Raw genomic sequence first — 15853 nt, forward strand, 5'->3', positions numbered from 1 at the left:
CCTCCGGGAGAGGGCTGGGGTGAGGGTTGCTTTTGACGTTCGCGTAGGTCTTGATGTCGGCAACGCGTTCAGCCGGATGCTGAGCGGTGACGATCATGTAAGGGAAACACCATGGCCAATCACTACCACGAGCTGCTAACGACCCCCGGTGCCACTGGGCTAGTGCTCGCGAGTTCCATCGCCCGATTGCCTCAGGCAATGATCGGCATCGGCATCATCACCATGCTGGTGCAGCAAACCGGTGTGTATTGGCTGGCCGGCACAGTCGCCGGTACATTCACCCTGTGCAACGCGCTGCTCGGCCCGCACATCTCGAAACTGGTCGATCGGCATGGCCAGAGCCGCGTACTGCCCGTCGTCACCGCGTTCAGCATTGCCATGCTGCTTGCGCTGATCACCGCCGTATACTTGCGCGCACCGGCCGCATTGCTGTTTGTGCTGGCGGCACTGGCGGGAACGATGCCGAGCATGCCCTCGATGATCCGCGCGCGTTGGTCGCAGTTGTTCCGGGGCAAGCCGCAGTTGCACACGGCGTTCTCGCTGGACACGGTCCTGACCGAACTCGCTTACATCATCGGCCCGCCACTGGCGATCGGTTTGAGCGTGAGCTTTTTCGCCGAAGCCGGGCCACTGGTCGCGGTCGGGCTGTTGGCTGTCGGGGTCACGGCGTTTCTCCTGCAGCGTCAGACTGAACCCAAGGTTGTCGTCGGTCACGCCAGCCATAGTGGCTCGACCTTGCTGATCCCCGGCGTTCGCACCATTGTCCTCGCGTTGTTGGCGATGGGTGTTATTGGCGGAGCAATCGATGTCGCCGTCGTGGCTTTCGCCAACGCACAAGGCTGGCCGGCGTCGGCGACTTTCATCCTTGCTGCCTATGCGTTCGGTTCACTGGTAGCGGGCCTGACGTTTGGTGCGATGAGGGTTTCGCTGGCGATCGAAAAACAGTTCCTGATCGGGATATTGGTCACGGCGTTCACCGGCGTGTTGCCTGTTTTTGCAACGGATGTTTATGTGCTGACAGCGGCGCTGTTTATCGCGGGCATCTCGTTTGCGCCGACGATGGTCGTGGTGATGAAAATGGGGACGATCATTATTCCTCCGTCGCGGATCACGGAGGGGCTGACGTGGATGACTACCGGTATCAGCGTTGGTGTTGCACTCGGTGGCATGCTGGCGGGCTTGGTTATTGATGCCTTTGGCGCGCGGGCGGGATTTGCGGTGGCTATTGGTGCAGGGTTGATGATGGTGGTGGTTGTGCTGATGGGGTTGCGCACATTGGAGGCGGCTTCGGTTACGCATGTTGAGCCGGAATTTTCGCCCTCACCCTAACCCTCTCCCCCAGGAGAGGGGACTGAATGGGGGATGTTCAGGAAATACACCGACCTGAGCGATTTGCGCTGAATCCATAATCGCCACGATGTTTCAGGTCGATGTCCGGCGCCAGACACCTCGGTCAGCCCCCTCTCCCTCCGGAAGAGGGGACTGATTGGGGGATGTTCACGAGATACAGCGACCTGAACGGGATGCTTTGAATCCATAATCGACTGGTTTTTTCAGGTCGATGTCCAGCGTCAGACACCTCGGTCAGCTCCCTCTCCTTTGGGAGAGGGCTGGGGTGAGGGGAAGGGATTCACTCAACCTTCAATCTGCCGCAACCGCTTATAAAGCGTATTTCGACTAACGCCCAAACGTCGCGCCAGATGCGAAATATTCCCCCCGGAAGCCTTCAACTCGCGGTTCAACGCCTCGACATCATTCAGATCCAGCCCCAACGGCACCGCGCTCTCAACCGGCTCCATCTCCAGATCAACAAAAAAATCATCCGGCAAATGCTCCAGCCTCACCGGCTGTTCCTCAGCCATCGCCAACGCCACCTGCATCACGCTACTGACCTGACGCAAATTCCCCGGCCACGGATGGCGGCTAAACAACTCCAACACTTCCTGACTTAATCCTGCCCATTGCGTCGGCTCACGATGCTGCTCCCACAGTCGTTTAAACAACGCCTCCTTATCACTGCGCTCCCGCAGCGGCGGCAGCTCCAGCGTCAATCCACCAATGCGGTAATACAAATCCTCACGAAACCGCCCCAGCTGCACTTGTTCTCGCAGAGATCGGTTGGTCGCCGAAATGATCCGCAAGTCCACCGGGAACAACTCGCTGCTACCCACCGGTTGCACGCAGCGCTCCTGCAACACCCGCAACAACCGCGCCTGAGTCGGCAGCGGCATATCACCAATTTCATCAAGGAACAGCGTGCCTTTGTCTGCTTTGCGAATCAGCCCAATGCTGCCTTTCTGGTTGGCGCCAGTGAACGCGCCTTTCTCGTAGCCGAATAACTCTGACTCGACCAGTTCGGCGGGGATCGCCGCGCAGTTGACGGCGATAAATGCCTGTTTGCTGCGCGAACTAGCCTGATGCAGGGCTTTGACGAATACTTCTTTACCGACGCCGGTTTCACCGTGGATCAGCAGCGGAATATCTTTCTCCAATAACCGCTCAGCCTGACGCACGGCTTTTTCCACGCGACTGTCGCCGAAGTGCAGGGTGTTGAGGCTGATAGCGGTGGGCGCGGCGGTTTTGGGTTCAGCAGCAAAAACGCGCGGTTGAACCGACGCCTGTTTCGGCCGCTTCAACAAGCACTGAAAACGGTTGCGCCCGGAGGTCTGCAAGGCAAACGGCAAACCGTCCGGCTGATTGATCAGCTCCAACAGCGACACCTTGAACAGGCTTTCAACGCTAACTCGGGATAAACGCACACCGAGCAAATTGTCCGCCCGACGGTTGGCCGACAACACCTGACCGCTCTCATCAAAGATCAGCAATCCGGCCCACTGACTGTCGAGGTTGTTCAACCCGGTGTTGAAAGTCAGTTGAAAGTGCTGGCCATGGAACAGGTTGAGGATCAGCCGGTTCTCCACGGTCTGGCTCATCATCTTGACCATGCCCAGCGTGTGCGAGGGCGGCAGGTAGCTGTCGCTGGACACATCAAGCACCGCAATCACCTTGCGTTCGGCGTCGAAAATCGGCGCGGCGGAACCGGTCATGAAGCGGTTGGCTTTCAGAAAGTGTTCATCGTGTTCGATATGCACCGCTTGCTCACAGGCCAGCGCCGTGCCGATCGCATTGGTGCCGCTGCAGCGTTCCATCCAACTCGCCCCGGCCTGAAAACCCCGGGCCAGATTCGGCTCGATAAAGCGTTGCGTTCCCCACGAGGTCAGGACCTGGCCCTGATTGTCAGCGAGCATGATCAGGCAGTTGGAGTTGCTGAGGATGTTTTCGTAATAGGGCAGGACTTCCTGGTGCGTGGTCTGCACCAGCGAGTGATGGCTGTCGAGCAGCTGCGCGATGCCGGCGGCGGGCAGTTGATCGAAGGCCGGCGTGCTCTGGTGGTCGAGACCGAACGCGCGACAACGTTGCCAGGAAGTCTGGACGATCGCGTCGTGGGACAGCGGCGGGGCAGGTGCGGCCATGGCAGTGGGCCTCTGATGCAGCGATTTTTATTGTTGTTATGAACCCAAAACCTGAATACAACACAAATCCCCCTGTGGGAGCGAGCCTGCTCGCGAAAGCGTCGGTTCAGTCAATAAAGTCATTGAATGACACACCGCTTTCGCGAGCAAGCTCGCTCCCACAGGGGATCTCTATCGCCTCCAGGTTCGGGGAAAAAGCGCTTATAGAGTGTTGTTCACTATTGTTCATTGTCAATCGCCCAACTGTTCAAATGTGTTCAGCAATGAACGCTCAATCCCCACGCTTTCAACGCTTTTCACGCCAAATCAACCACTTGCCATTTCTGGCACGAAACTCGCTCCCGTGCACAGGTCGCTTGACTCCAATAATAAAAAGGCCGAGCCATGTCACTCACCCTGGAGCACGTCAGCCGTACCGTCGAGGGCCAGACCTGGATCGACGATGCGTGCCTGAAATTCGAACCCGGTTCGTTCAACGTTTTGCTCGGCCGCACCCTGTCCGGCAAAACCAGCCTCATGCGTTTAATGGCCGGTCTGGACAAACCTGACAGCGGCCGCATCCTGATGAACGGCGTCGACGTCACCCAGCGCCCGGTGCGCCTGCGCAACGTGTCGATGGTCTATCAGCAGTTCATCAACTACCCGACCATGACCGTGTTCGAGAACATCGCCTCGCCGTTGCGTCAGGCCGGTGTGTCCAAAGAGATCATCCACAGCAAAGTGCAGGAAACCGCGAAGATGCTGCGCATCGAAAAGTTTCTGCAGCGCTATCCGCTGGAACTCTCCGGCGGCCAACAGCAGCGCACCGCCATGGCCCGCGCATTGGTCAAAGACGCCGAGCTGATTCTGTTCGATGAGCCGCTGGTCAACCTCGACTACAAACTGCGCGAAGAACTGCGTCAGGAAATGCGCGAGCTGTTCAAGGCGCGCCACACCATCGCCATCTACGCCACCACCGAACCCAACGAAGCGCTGGCACTCGGCGGCACCACGACGATTCTTCACGAAGGCCGGGTGATTCAGAGCGGCCCGTCGACTTCGGTGTATCACCAGCCGCAAACCGTGCTCGCCGCCGAATTGTTCTCCGAACCGCCGATCAACCTGATGCCCGGACGCATTGCCGGTAACGAAGTCAGTTTCGCCAATTTTGTGCACTTCCCGTTGAACGTCGATTTGCGCCCGGTGGGCGAGGGCGAGTTCCGCTTCGGCGTGCGCCCCAGCCACATCTCGCTGGTGCCGAGCAACGATGACGACCTCGAACTGGCGGTTACCGTCGAAGTCGCCGAGATCAGCGGTTCGGAAACCTTCCTGCACGTGCGCAACGAGCATTTCCTGCTGGTGCTGCACCTGCCCGGGGTTCACGAATACGACGTTGATGCGCCAATCCGCATTTACATCCCGACCCACAAACTGTTCGTTTTCGATGCGCAGGGCCGTCTGGTGCAAGCACCAGGCCGGCGTGTCGCGAGGGTTGCCTGATGGCCGAAATCCGTTTGCAGCACCTCGCCCACAGCTACAGCAAAACCCCCAGCGGCGCGGAGGATTACGCGATCCGCGAGATGGATCACGTCTGGGAGCAGGGCGGTGCTTACGCTTTGCTCGGGCCGTCGGGTTGCGGCAAGTCGACCTTGCTCAACATCATTTCCGGCCTGCTCAGCCCCTCGCAGGGCCATGTGTTGTTCGACGGCAAAGCGGTCAACGACCTGACGCCGGAGAAGCGCAACATCGCCCAGGTTTTCCAGTTTCCGGTGGTCTACGACACCATGACTGTGTTCGACAACCTGGCTTTCCCCCTGCGCAATCAGGGCATGGCCGAGGCGAAAGTGCACAGCAAGGTGCAGGAAATTGCCGAAGTTCTCGACCTGCAAAACCTCCTGAGCAAAAAGGCGCGCAACCTTACCGCCGATGAAAAACAGAAAGTCTCGATGGGCCGTGGTCTGGTCCGTGACGATGTCTCGGCGATCCTCTTCGACGAGCCGCTGACGGTGATCGACCCGCACCTGAAGTGGAAACTGCGGCGCAAGCTCAAGCAGATCCACGAGCAGTTCAACATCACCATGGTCTACGTCACCCACGATCAACTGGAGGCTTCGACCTTCGCCGACAAGATCGCGGTGATGTACGGCGGCCAGATTGTGCAGTTCGGCACGCCACGGGAATTGTTCGAGCGGCCGAGCCACACCTTTGTCGGCTATTTCATCGGCAGCCCGGGGATGAACCTGATCGAAGTGCAGCCGCAACCCGGTGGCGTCGGTTTTGCCTCGACGCACTTGCCGTTGTCCGACGCCATGCAGCGACATATCGAACACGGCCAGTGGAAAAATCTGAAGGTGGGTATCCGTCCTGAATTCATTCACGTGTGGGACGAGCCGTTTGATGACGCGATGCAGGCCAGGGTCGTACACGTCGAAGACCTCGGCACCTACAAAATCATGACCCTCGACCTCGACGGCGCGCCGCTGAAAGTGCGGCTGGCCGAAGACAAACCGGTGCCAGAAGGCACGGCGTATATCAGTTTTCCGGCGCAGTGGCTGATGGTGTATGCCGATGAGTTTCTGCTCGAAGCCGACGACGAGGTGCAGCCATGAACAAGGTGCAGAACAACAAGGCCTGGTGGCTGGTGTTGCCGGTGTTCCTGCTGGTGGCGTTCAGTGCGGTGATCCCGATGATGACCGTGGTCAACTATTCGGTGCAGGACATCTTCGACCAGTCCAGCCGCTACTTCGTCGGTGCCGACTGGTACAAACAAGTGCTGCTCGATCCGCGTCTGCACGACTCGTTGCTGCGTCAGTTCATCTACTCGGCGTGCGTGTTGTTGATTGAAATTCCGCTGGGTATTGCCGTTGCCCTGACCATGCCAACCAAGGGTCGCTGGTCGTCGGTGGTGCTGATCATTCTGGCGATTCCGCTGCTGATTCCGTGGAACGTGGTCGGTACGATCTGGCAGATTTTCGGCCGCGCCGACATTGGTTTGCTGGGGTCGAGCCTCAACGCCATGGGCATCAGCTACAACTACGCGGCCAACACCATGGACGCCTGGGTGACGGTGCTGGTGATGGACGTCTGGCACTGGACTTCATTGGTGGCGCTGCTGTGTTTCTCCGGATTGCGCGCAATTCCCGACGTGTATTACCAGGCCGCGCGCATTGATCGCGCCTCGGCCTGGGCGGTGTTCAGGCACATTCAGTTGCCCAAGCTGAAGAGCGTGCTGCTGATCGCGGTGATGTTGCGCTTCATGGACAGTTTCATGATTTACACCGAGCCGTTCGTGCTTACCGGCGGCGGGCCGGGTAACGCCACGACCTTCTTGAGTCAGACGTTGACCCAGATGGCCGTAGGGCAATTCGACCTCGGTCCGGCAGCGGCGTTTTCGCTGGTGTACTTCCTGATCATCCTGTTGGTGTCCTGGCTGTTCTACACCGCCATGACGCACTCCGACGCCAACCGCTGAGGCCCGGCCATGAGCAAGAGAAAGATTATTCCGTTGCTGGTGTACATCCTGTTCCTGCTGGTGCCGATCTACTGGCTGCTGAACATGTCGTTCAAGAGCAACACCGAAATCCTCGGTGGCCTGACACTTTTCCCACAGGACTTCACGCTGGCGAACTACAAGGTGATCTTCACGGATCCGAGTTGGTACACCGGTTATCTGAACTCGCTGTATTACGTCAGCCTCAATACCGTGATTTCGTTGAGCGTGGCGTTGCCGGCGGCGTATGCGTTCTCGCGCTACCGTTTTCTCGGCGACAAGCACCTGTTTTTCTGGCTGCTGACCAACCGCATGGCGCCGCCGGCGGTGTTTCTGCTGCCGTTCTTCCAGCTGTATTCGTCGATTGGCCTGTTCGATACGCACATCGCCGTGGCGTTGGCGCATTGCTTGTTTAACGTGCCGTTGGCGGTGTGGATTCTCGAAGGCTTCATGTCCGGCGTGCCCAAAGAAATCGACGAAACCGCTTACATCGACGGCTACAGTTTCCCCAAGTTCTTCGTGAAGATTTTCATCCCGCTGATTGGCTCGGGCATCGGCGTCACGGCGTTTTTCTGCTTTATGTTTTCCTGGGTCGAACTGCTGCTCGCGCGGACGTTGACCTCGGTAAACGCCAAGCCGATTGCGGCGGTGATGACGCGTACGGTTTCAGCATCGGGTATCGATTGGGGCGTGCTGGCGGCGGCGGGGGTGTTGACCATTTTGCCGGGCATGCTGGTGATCTGGTTTGTTCGCAACCACGTGGCCAAGGGCTTTGCCCTCGGTCGGGTCTGAGGAGCTGATGATGGAATGGATGAGCTGGACCACGCCTACCGCAGCATTCTTCATCGTCATCGGCCTGATTCTGGTCGGCATGACCACGTGGGAGTTGCGTTCGCCGAGCATCCTGCGGCGAGGTTTTCTGCCGATTGCCACCACCCGTGGCGATCGTTTGTTTATCGGTCTTCTCGGCAGCGCCTACCTGCATTTGCTGGTGATCGGCGCCACCGACTGGAGCATCTGGGTCGCGTCCGCGTTGTCCCTGGTGTGGCTGTTGGCTGTGATGCGTTGGGGCTAGTCGAGTCGTTCGGCAATGCGGCTCCACAACTTAAACAGGAGGTCTCTATGTTCGACAAAAACAATAAGCTGCGACATAGCATTTCATTGGCAGCCATGCTGGCACTCAGCGGTTTGAGCGCATCCGCCTGGGCCGATGCCTACGAGGACGCGGCGAAAAAATGGATCGGCAGTGAATTCAAACCGTCGACCCTGACGGCCGAGCAGCAACTCGAAGAACTGAAGTGGTTCATCAAGGCGGCCGAGCCGTTTCGCGGCATGGACATCAAGGTCGTTTCCGAGACCCTGACCACCCACGAATACGAGTCGAAAGTGCTGGCCAAGGCCTTCAGCGAAATCACCGGGATCAAACTCACCCACGACCTGCTGCAAGAAGGCGACGTGGTCGAGAAAATGCAGACGGTGATGCAGTCCGACAAGAATATCTATGACGGCTGGGTCAACGACTCGGACCTGATCGGTACGCACTTTCGCTACGGCAAGACCGAATCGATCACCGACCTGATGGCAAATGAAGGCAAGAACTTCACCTCGCCGACGCTCGATATCAAGGACTTCATCGGCATCTCGTTCACCACCGCGCCGGACGGCAAGATTTATCAATTGCCCGACCAGCAATTCGCCAACCTGTACTGGTTCCGCGCCGACTGGTTCGAGCGCGCCGATCTGAAAGCCAAGTTCAAGGAAAAGTACGGCTACGAATTGGGCGTGCCGGTGAACTGGTCAGCCTATGAAGACATCGCCAAATTCTTCAGCGAAGATGTCAAGGAAATCGACGGCAAACGCGTTTACGGGCACATGGATTACGGCAAGAAAGACCCGTCGCTGGGCTGGCGCTTCACCGATGCCTGGTTCTCCATGGCCGGTGGCGGTGACAAGGGCATTCCCAACGGCTTGCCGGTGGACGAGTGGGGGATTCGCGTCGAGGATTGCCATCCCGTCGGCTCCAGCGTGACCCGAGGCGGCGACACCAATGGCCCGGCGGCAGTGTTCGCCACCACCAAGTATGTCGACTGGCTGAAGAAGTACGCGCCACCGGAAGCGGCGGGCATGACTTTCTCCGAATCGGGGCCGGTGCCGTCGCAGGGCAACATTGCGCAGCAGATTTTCTGGTACACCGCGTTCACTGCAGACATGACCAAACCGGGCCTGCCGGTGGTCAACGCCGACGGCACGCCGAAATGGCGGATGGCGCCATCGCCGCGCGGGCCGTATTGGGAGGAGGGCATGAAGCTCGGCTATCAGGACGTGGGTTCGTGGACGTTCATGAAATCCACGCCTGAGAAGCAGAAACTGGCGGCGTGGTTGTATGCGCAGTTCGTCACCTCGAAAACCGTGTCGCTGAAGAAAACCATCGTTGGTTTGACGCCGATTCGTGAGTCGGACATCAACTCGCAGGCGATGACCGATCTGGCGCCGAAGCTCGGTGGCCTGGTCGAGTTCTACCGCAGCCCGGCCCGCGTGCAATGGACCCCGACCGGGACCAACGTGCCGGACTACCCGCGTCTGGCGCAATTGTGGTGGAGCCACATCGCCGAAGCAGCGAGCGGCGAGAAGACCCCGCAACAGGCGCTCGATGGCTTGGCCAAGGATCAGGACGCGATCATGACGCGCCTGGAACGCTCCAAGGCTCAGGCCGTTTGTGCTCCGAAGATGAACCCGGAGCGCGATGCCCAGTACTGGTTTGATCAACCGGGCGCACCGAAACCGAAACTGGCCAACGAGAAGCCGAAGGGCGAGACCGTGAGCTACAACGAACTGCTGAAATCGTGGGCGGATGCGCGTAAGTGATAGGGGAACTGTGAAAGGCGAACGGCACCGGAAGGTGCCGTTTTTTTTGGTGCCGCTGCGATTGCTATCGCGAGCAGGCTCACTCCCACAGAGGTTCGCGGCGTACACCGCATCTGTGAACGACACAAAAACCTGTAGGAGTGAGCATGCTCGCGATAGCGGTGTGTCAGACGAAAAAGATATCGACTGACCCGCAGCCATCGCTTGCAGGCAAGCTCCCACAGATTGCAGTGGTGTTCACAAAACTCAAAAACACCCTGCCTACTGCAGCAGCTATTAAAGGGCATCGGTCAATGCCAGCTTCATGCTTGAGTTTCTTCAAAGGTATCAAGCATGGCGTCAGGCAATGGCGAATCGAAATCTTCAGGCAGCACCAATGTGCCTTTCATAGCGCCAATTCGTGGTGTGCCGGTTTTTCCTGTGTGAGCGAGAAGGCGCTGCGCCCGACCTTGGACTGCCAGAGCCTCGATTCCTGCAACCAACTCACAAAACATATCTCTGCTCATAGTTTGCCCCGCATCGTTCTTCAATCTGCAAAGACATTAACCATAGAACTCTACACTCAAGGCTGGCTGTAGGACGAAACGGATGTTAGGGCAGGAGCTTTCGGAGTTTTTGCGGAGACGAGAGCGTATCGGTAAGAAATGGTACAAAACTCCCGATTCCCAGTCTGACATTCAACATGGATATCACCTGATCCGACGCTTTCGCGAGCAAGCTCGCTCCCACAGGTTTTGGCGGCGTCCACACATTTTGTGGATGACTACTGTCCCTGTGGGAGCGAGCTTGCTCGCGAAGGCTGAGTATCAGGCAGTGCAGATGTTGAAGGACCCACCGCCATCACAAGCAGTCGAAGGCCTACAGGTTTCAGTGGTGTCCACAAAAACTGAGTGCCCCGCAAATCACTGTGGGAGCTTGCCTGCAAGCGAAGGGGCCGTTGGCGTCACCGCAGGAAACCCGAGCCTGAACACGGTCATCGCCCCCGGCAAGCTCTTAACCTCCGCCACACCCTGATGCAGGCTCATGATCGAGCGCACAATTGCCAGCCCCAATCCGGTGCTGCCCTGCGAGCGTGAGCGGCTGCTGTCGACGCGGTAGAAGCGGTCGAACAGATGCGGCAAGTGCTGCGCTTCAATCCCGGCGCCGGGGTTGCTGACCAGCAGGGATGCCTGCGCTGCGCTCTGCTCAATCAGCAACGTCACGGTTTTCCCGTTCGGGCAGTGGCGCAATGCGTTGGACAGCAAATTCGAAATCGCCCGCTGAATCATCAACCGATCGCCCATCACCGTCGCACTGCCAAGGACATTCAAATGAATATCCTTGTCCTGTGCCGACAACGAAAACATCTCCGCGACCTTCGCCACTTCAACCTCCAGCGCCACCGCTTCAAACGGCGCCAGCGCCGACGGATGGCTCACCTGCGCGAGAAACAACATGTCCGAGACAATCCGCGCCACCCGCTCCAGCTCCTCGGTACAAGACACCAGCACATCCTTGTATTCCTCAACCGAGCGCTCGCGCGACAGCGTGACCTGCGCCTTGCCCATCAGATTGTTGATCGGCGTGCGCAGCTCATGCGCCAGATCATCAGAAAACTGCGACAACTGCTGCACCCCGGCATCCAGCCGATGCAGCATGAAGTTGATGCCCTGCGCCAGTTCACTCAGTTCCTGCGGCATGTTCACCACCGACAACCTATGCTCCAGATCCTGAGTCGAGACCATCGCCGCCACCTTGCGAAATTCGCGCAGCGGTGCCAACCCACGCTGCACCGCGCCCCACGCGGTGAGGCCGATAAACACCAGCAGCAACGGCAAGGCAATCAGCGTCGAGCGCAGATAAGCGCTGAGCAGCGCCTGGTCATGGGCGTTGTCCATCGACAACAACACCGGCACACTCGAGCCGTCCTTCAGGCGAATCAGCTTGGAAAGCGTGAGGAATTTCGCCCCTTCAGCATCGATGCTGTCGGAGTAAGTCAGCTGTTCAGTGGTCGCCCGCACCGCTTTCAATTCCACCCGTGGATCGCTCAAGCCACTGCCGGATTTGAGCAACGGCGAACGCTGGTTCAAGCGGTCATAAATCGTCAGCGTCAGGTTGTCATGGCCCATCACCTGATCGAGCAGAATATGCGGCTTGCCACTGATTTCATTGGCATCGGCGTACAACAACAGGCTGTGCTCCACCTGCGCCATCTTCTTTTCCAGGCTGTCCCGAGATAGCGCGTTCAGTTCATGGGTCAGAGCGAAATAGGCGAGGATCGCCAGAAACACCACCAGCAGCGCGCCGAGAATACTCACCGTCAAACCGAGGCGCATCGACAGGCTGGAGGGCTTCATTCCCGCGCCTCCAGCACATAGCCGACACCGCGCAGGGTGTGGATCAACTTGCTGTCGAACGGGTCGTCGATCTTCGCCCGCAAACGGCGGATCGACACTTCGACCACATTAGTGTCGCAGTCGAAGTTCATGTCCCATACCAACGAGATGATCTGCGTGCGCGTCAGCACTTCACCAGACTGGCGCATCAGCAGATGCAGCAGGGCGAATTCCTTGGTGGTCAGGTCGATCCGCTGTTGCCCGCGAAACGCGCGATGGCGGCCCGGATCGAGTTCCAGATCGGCCACTTTCAACACCTGCGGCACCGGGATGTTTTCGCTGCGACGCATCAAGGTGCGCACCCGCGCCAGCAGTTCGGGAAACTCGAACGGTTTGACCAGATAATCGTCAGCGCCCAGATCGAGGCCACGAATCTTGTCGGCCAGACGCCCGCGCGCGGTGAGCATCATCACCCGCGTCGAATGGGTGCGACGCAACTGTTCCAGCACACCCCAGCCGTCGAGTTCCGGCAGGTTCACGTCGAGAATGATCAGGTCATAGGCCTGCTGTTGCGCCAGATGCAAACCATCGGCGCCGGTGGCGGCGTGGTCAACGACATAACCACTTTCGGTCAAACCCTGATGCAAGTATTCGGCAGCTTTAAGCTCGTCCTCGACGACAAGGATTCGCATGATCTATCACCACTTTTATTTAATGGGTATTTAATTAAGAAGGCCCCTCACCCTAACCCTCTCCCAGAGGGTTAGGGGACTAAACGTGGGATGCTTCAGAACTGCACCGACGTGGAACATCTTTACGGAATCCATAATCGACTTGATTTAACAGGTCGATGGAAAGTGTCAGACGCCTCGGTCAGCTCCCTCTACCTCCGGGAGAGGGCTGGGGTGAGGGGAGTGCGGACAATAAAGGTTGTAGCGGCTACAGGGTCAACGCCCAAGCGCTTTAGATCAGTGTTCTGCGACAGTCGGTCGCAGCGTGGGCCACGGGAATCTCGCAAGTTTGATTCCGGCAAGTGCAATTCAGCAGATAACTACCGTGTTTTTGTTTCGATGTATTTCGATAACGCCATTTGCACTTCGCATCCTAGAACAAAACAACTTCCCCAAACCGTGGATAACGGATTTGTAATGTTTCAGTCACCTTGTCGATAAGTTCAAAACCCTACCGTGGCGGCATCCGAGATACTTGAATAAAGGAAGTCCTCCATTGCCCGGTTTAATAGAACTGACGGCGCAATCACGCCTGAAAAAAACCGCCAGCGGCATCCTGTTGCTGGCCTGTACCAGCCTTGCAAACGCAGCGCCCCTGACGCTGGATCAAGCCCTGCAAAGTGCCTTCGCCGGCAACCCGGAACTGGCCGCTGCGCAATGGGAAATCGGCATCGCCGAGGGCGACCGCCAACAGGCCGGTCTGATCCCCAATCCCGAAGTGTCGTGGGAGGCCGAGGACACTCGCCGCGATTCGCGCACGACCACGGTAATGCTCAGTCAGCCGATCGAACTGGGCGGCAAACGCGGCGCGCGCATCGACGTCGCCAGCCGTGCGCAGGACGCTGCCGCCATTGAACTGGAGCGCAAGCGCAATGCCTTGCGTGCCGATGTGATTCAGGCGTTCAACAGCGCGCAAACCGCGCAGCAGCGCCTGCTGCTGTCCCGGCAGTCGCTGCAATTGGCCGAGCACGGTTTGCGTGTGGCGCAGGGGCGAATCGAGGCGGGTAAATCGTCGCCAGTTGAAGGCACGCGAGCACAGGTGCAACTTTCCGAAGTGCGCCTGGAGTTGAGCCGCGCCGAACGTGATCAGGCCACCGCGTACCAGCAATTGGCGCAAGTCATGGGTGCGCCGTTGCCGACGTCGACCAAGGTGCAGGCACCCACGCAAAGCATGCCGGCCGTTCCACCACCGACACGATTGCTCGAGCGTCTGAACGAGACCGCCGAACTGCGTCTGGCGAAGTTGCAGATCGATCAGCGTGAAGCATCGTTGGGCCTGGAAAAGTCCCAGCGAATTCCTGATCTCACCGTGAGCATCGGCAGCCAATACAGCGAAACCGAGCGCGAGCGAGTCAACGTGGTCGGGCTGTCGATGCCGATTCCGCTGTTCAACCGCAATCAGGGCAACGTGCTCACGGCCGCGCGCCGAACCGATCAGGCGCGGGATCTGCGCAACGCCACCGAGCTGCGTTTGCGCACCGAAATCCAGACCAGCCTCGAGCAATGGCAGACCGCCAACGGCGAGGTCAAGGCGTTCAACCAGACCATCCTGCCCGCCGCGCAAAGTGCGGTCGACAGCGCCACGCGCGGGTTCGAAATGGGCAAGTTCGGCTTCCTTGATGTGCTCGATGCGCAACGCACATTGATCAGCGCTCGCAGCCAGTACATCCAGGCCGTCAGCGAAGCGACCGACGCCCGCGTACGCATCGAACGGATCTTCGGCGACCTCAGCGTCCGCCCTTGAATTTCACTTTTCAGACAACTGCGCGCAGGTACGGCGCAGAGGAGTTTCCATGGATAAAAAACTGATGGTGGTCGCGGTGGCGACACTGGCACTGGGCATTGGTATCGGTTCGATGTGGCCGGGCAATGCAAGCATCGATGCCCACGCCGATGAGGCTGCCGAACATGCCGATCACGCTGAAGAAGGCGCAGCCGCGGACGGCGAACATGACGAAGAAGGGCACATCGAATTGAGTGCCGAGCAAATCACTGCCGCCGGCATTCAACTGGCCGAAGCAAAGCCGCAAAACATCAGCCGCGGCCTGCCATTCCCCGGCGAAGTGCGCTTCGACGAAGACCGCACCGCCCACGTCGTGCCGCGTGTCCCGGGCGTGGTCGAGGCGGTGGCGGTCAACCTCGGGCAAACGGTGAAAAAGGGCCAGTTGCTGGCGGTGATCGCCAGTCAGCAGATCTCTGATCAACGCAGCGAGCAGGCAGCTGCGCAGCGTCGCCTGACGTTGGCGCGCACCACTTATGAACGCGAGAAAAAACTCTGGCAGGACAAAATCTCCGCCGAGCAGGATTTCCTCCTGGCGCGCCAGGCACTGCAAGAGGCTGAAATTGCTGTGACCAATGCGCGGCAAAAGATCAGCGTACTCAGCGGCAGCGTGGTCGCCACCGGCGGCAATCGCTACGAACTGCGCGCACCGTTCGACGGCGTGGTGGTGGAGAAACACCTGACGCCGGGCGAGGTGGTCGATGAAAGCACAGCGGCGTTCACGCTTTCGGATCTGTCGCGAGTGTGGGTCACGTTCGGCGTTTCACCGAAGGATCTGAACAAGGTTCAAGTCGGCAAAGCGGTCACCGTCAGCGCTCCGGAATTGAACGCGGAAGTGGTCGGCAGCGTGGCTTACGTCGGCAGCTTGCTCGGCGAACAGACCCGCACCGCAACCGTTCGCGTAACGCTGGAAAACCCGCAAGGCTCATGGCGCCCCGGTCTGTTCGTCACTGCGCTGGTGGCGACCGACAGCCGCGAAGCGAAAGTCGCCGTGCCGGAAACCGCGATCCAGACCGTCGAGGACAAGCCCACGGTATTCGTGCGAACCGACGACGGTTTCGAAGCTCGCGCGGTTGAGCTGGGCAGCCGTGCCGCCGGCCATGTGGAAATCACTCAAGGCCTGGAACCGGGCGCACAAGTCGCCAGCGCCGGCAGCTTCGTCCTCAAGTCGGAGCTGGGCAAAGCCTCGGCCGAGCATTCCCACTGATCCCGGAAGGTCC

General features: G+C 58.9%; 13 protein-coding genes. 10 read left to right on the forward strand and 3 right to left on the reverse strand.

Features of this window, described 5'->3' with window-relative positions; all coding sequences use genetic code 11:
* The first annotated feature begins 111 nt into the window (after window positions 1-111).
* Window positions 112-1329, forward strand: a complete 1218-nt coding sequence (locus F8N44_RS10755; protein WP_150650285.1) for an MFS transporter — start codon at window positions 112-114, stop codon at window positions 1327-1329.
* Between the two features lie 305 nt (window positions 1330-1634).
* Here the strand turns inward: F8N44_RS10755 and F8N44_RS10760 are convergent, their stop codons facing one another.
* Window positions 1635-3473, reverse strand: coding sequence for a sigma-54-dependent Fis family transcriptional regulator (locus F8N44_RS10760; RefSeq protein WP_150650286.1), 1839 nt, complete (start codon window positions 3471-3473; stop codon window positions 1635-1637).
* A gap of 384 nt (window positions 3474-3857) precedes the next feature.
* On the opposite strand from F8N44_RS10760, the gene F8N44_RS10770 reads away from it, so the two are divergent.
* The 7 genes from F8N44_RS10770 to F8N44_RS31305 all read left to right on the forward strand — a co-directional run bounded on the left by F8N44_RS10770 (window position 3858) and on the right by F8N44_RS31305 (window position 10385).
* Entirely contained in the window at window positions 3858-4952 is a 1095-nt protein-coding gene (locus F8N44_RS10770; RefSeq protein ID WP_007912480.1) for an ABC transporter ATP-binding protein, read from the forward strand.
* Window positions 4952-6061, forward strand: a complete 1110-nt coding sequence (locus F8N44_RS10775) for an ABC transporter ATP-binding protein (RefSeq protein WP_150650287.1) — start codon at window positions 4952-4954, stop codon at window positions 6059-6061. Before F8N44_RS10770 ends, F8N44_RS10775 begins: the two co-directional genes overlap by 1 nt.
* Window positions 6058-6924 (forward strand): carbohydrate ABC transporter permease, encoded by an 867-nt coding sequence (locus F8N44_RS10780; protein WP_007912484.1) that lies wholly within the window; start codon window positions 6058-6060, stop codon window positions 6922-6924. Before F8N44_RS10775 ends, F8N44_RS10780 begins: the two co-directional genes overlap by 4 nt.
* A 9-nt stretch (window positions 6925-6933) precedes the next feature.
* A complete protein-coding gene (locus tag F8N44_RS10785; protein ID WP_016986562.1) occupies window positions 6934-7734 on the forward strand; it encodes a carbohydrate ABC transporter permease in 801 nt (266 codons plus the stop codon).
* Between the two features lie 10 nt (window positions 7735-7744).
* On the forward strand, window positions 7745-8017 hold the full coding sequence (locus tag F8N44_RS10790; RefSeq protein ID WP_007912485.1) for a DUF2160 domain-containing protein: 273 nt from the start codon (window positions 7745-7747) through the stop codon (window positions 8015-8017).
* Window positions 8018-8064: 47 nt separating this feature from the next.
* A complete protein-coding gene (locus F8N44_RS10795) occupies window positions 8065-9807 on the forward strand; it encodes an ABC transporter substrate-binding protein (RefSeq protein ID WP_064389298.1) in 1743 nt (580 codons plus the stop codon).
* Between the two features lie 146 nt (window positions 9808-9953).
* Window positions 9954-10385, forward strand: coding sequence for a hypothetical protein (locus F8N44_RS31305; RefSeq protein ID WP_191630884.1), 432 nt, complete (start codon window positions 9954-9956; stop codon window positions 10383-10385).
* A 324-nt stretch (window positions 10386-10709) separates the two neighbouring features.
* Here F8N44_RS31305 and F8N44_RS10805 read toward each other — a convergent pair whose 3' ends face one another.
* Window positions 10710-12143, reverse strand: a complete 1434-nt coding sequence (locus F8N44_RS10805) for a heavy metal sensor histidine kinase (protein ID WP_150650289.1) — start codon at window positions 12141-12143, stop codon at window positions 10710-10712.
* Complete coding sequence (locus tag F8N44_RS10810) at window positions 12140-12814, reverse strand: heavy metal response regulator transcription factor (RefSeq protein ID WP_095048087.1); 675 nt, start codon at window positions 12812-12814, stop codon at window positions 12140-12142. The genes F8N44_RS10805 and F8N44_RS10810 overlap by 4 nt, the downstream gene beginning before the upstream one ends.
* Before the next feature lie 535 nt (window positions 12815-13349).
* Between F8N44_RS10810 and F8N44_RS10815 the strand changes: the two genes are divergently transcribed.
* Both F8N44_RS10815 and F8N44_RS10820 read left to right on the forward strand, forming a co-directional pair.
* Entirely contained in the window at window positions 13350-14597 is a 1248-nt protein-coding gene (locus tag F8N44_RS10815) for a TolC family protein (protein ID WP_150650290.1), read from the forward strand.
* A 49-nt stretch (window positions 14598-14646) separates the two neighbouring features.
* Window positions 14647-15840 (forward strand): efflux RND transporter periplasmic adaptor subunit, encoded by a 1194-nt coding sequence (locus F8N44_RS10820; protein ID WP_150650291.1) that lies wholly within the window; start codon window positions 14647-14649, stop codon window positions 15838-15840.
* Window positions 15841-15853: the final 13 nt, after the last annotated feature.

The organism is Pseudomonas fluorescens (assembly GCF_902497745.1).
In the GTDB taxonomy this organism is placed as follows: domain Bacteria; phylum Pseudomonadota; class Gammaproteobacteria; order Pseudomonadales; family Pseudomonadaceae; genus Aquipseudomonas; species Aquipseudomonas fluorescens_BM.

Bases quoted from the DNA above. Each gene is read 5' to 3' on its own strand.
- F8N44_RS10770 (WP_007912480.1), top strand. From the start codon at position 3,858: ATGTCACTCACCCTGGAGCACGTCAGCCGTACCGTCGAGGGCCAGACC.
- F8N44_RS10760 (WP_150650286.1), bottom strand. From the start codon at position 3,473: ATGGCCGCACCTGCCCCGCCGCTGTCCCACGACGCGATCGTCCAGACT.
- F8N44_RS10785 (WP_016986562.1), top strand. From the start codon at position 6,934: ATGAGCAAGAGAAAGATTATTCCGTTGCTGGTGTACATCCTGTTCCTG.
- F8N44_RS10820 (WP_150650291.1), top strand. From the start codon at position 14,647: ATGGATAAAAAACTGATGGTGGTCGCGGTGGCGACACTGGCACTGGGC.
- F8N44_RS31305 (WP_191630884.1), top strand. From the start codon at position 9,954: ATGCTCGCGATAGCGGTGTGTCAGACGAAAAAGATATCGACTGACCCG.
- F8N44_RS10780 (WP_007912484.1), top strand. From the start codon at position 6,058: ATGAACAAGGTGCAGAACAACAAGGCCTGGTGGCTGGTGTTGCCGGTG.
- F8N44_RS10755 (WP_150650285.1), top strand. From the start codon at position 112: ATGGCCAATCACTACCACGAGCTGCTAACGACCCCCGGTGCCACTGGG.
- F8N44_RS10805 (WP_150650289.1), bottom strand. From the start codon at position 12,143: ATGAAGCCCTCCAGCCTGTCGATGCGCCTCGGTTTGACGGTGAGTATT.
- F8N44_RS10810 (WP_095048087.1), bottom strand. From the start codon at position 12,814: ATGCGAATCCTTGTCGTCGAGGACGAGCTTAAAGCTGCCGAATACTTG.
- F8N44_RS10775 (WP_150650287.1), top strand. From the start codon at position 4,952: ATGGCCGAAATCCGTTTGCAGCACCTCGCCCACAGCTACAGCAAAACC.
- F8N44_RS10790 (WP_007912485.1), top strand. From the start codon at position 7,745: ATGGAATGGATGAGCTGGACCACGCCTACCGCAGCATTCTTCATCGTC.
- F8N44_RS10795 (WP_064389298.1), top strand. From the start codon at position 8,065: ATGTTCGACAAAAACAATAAGCTGCGACATAGCATTTCATTGGCAGCC.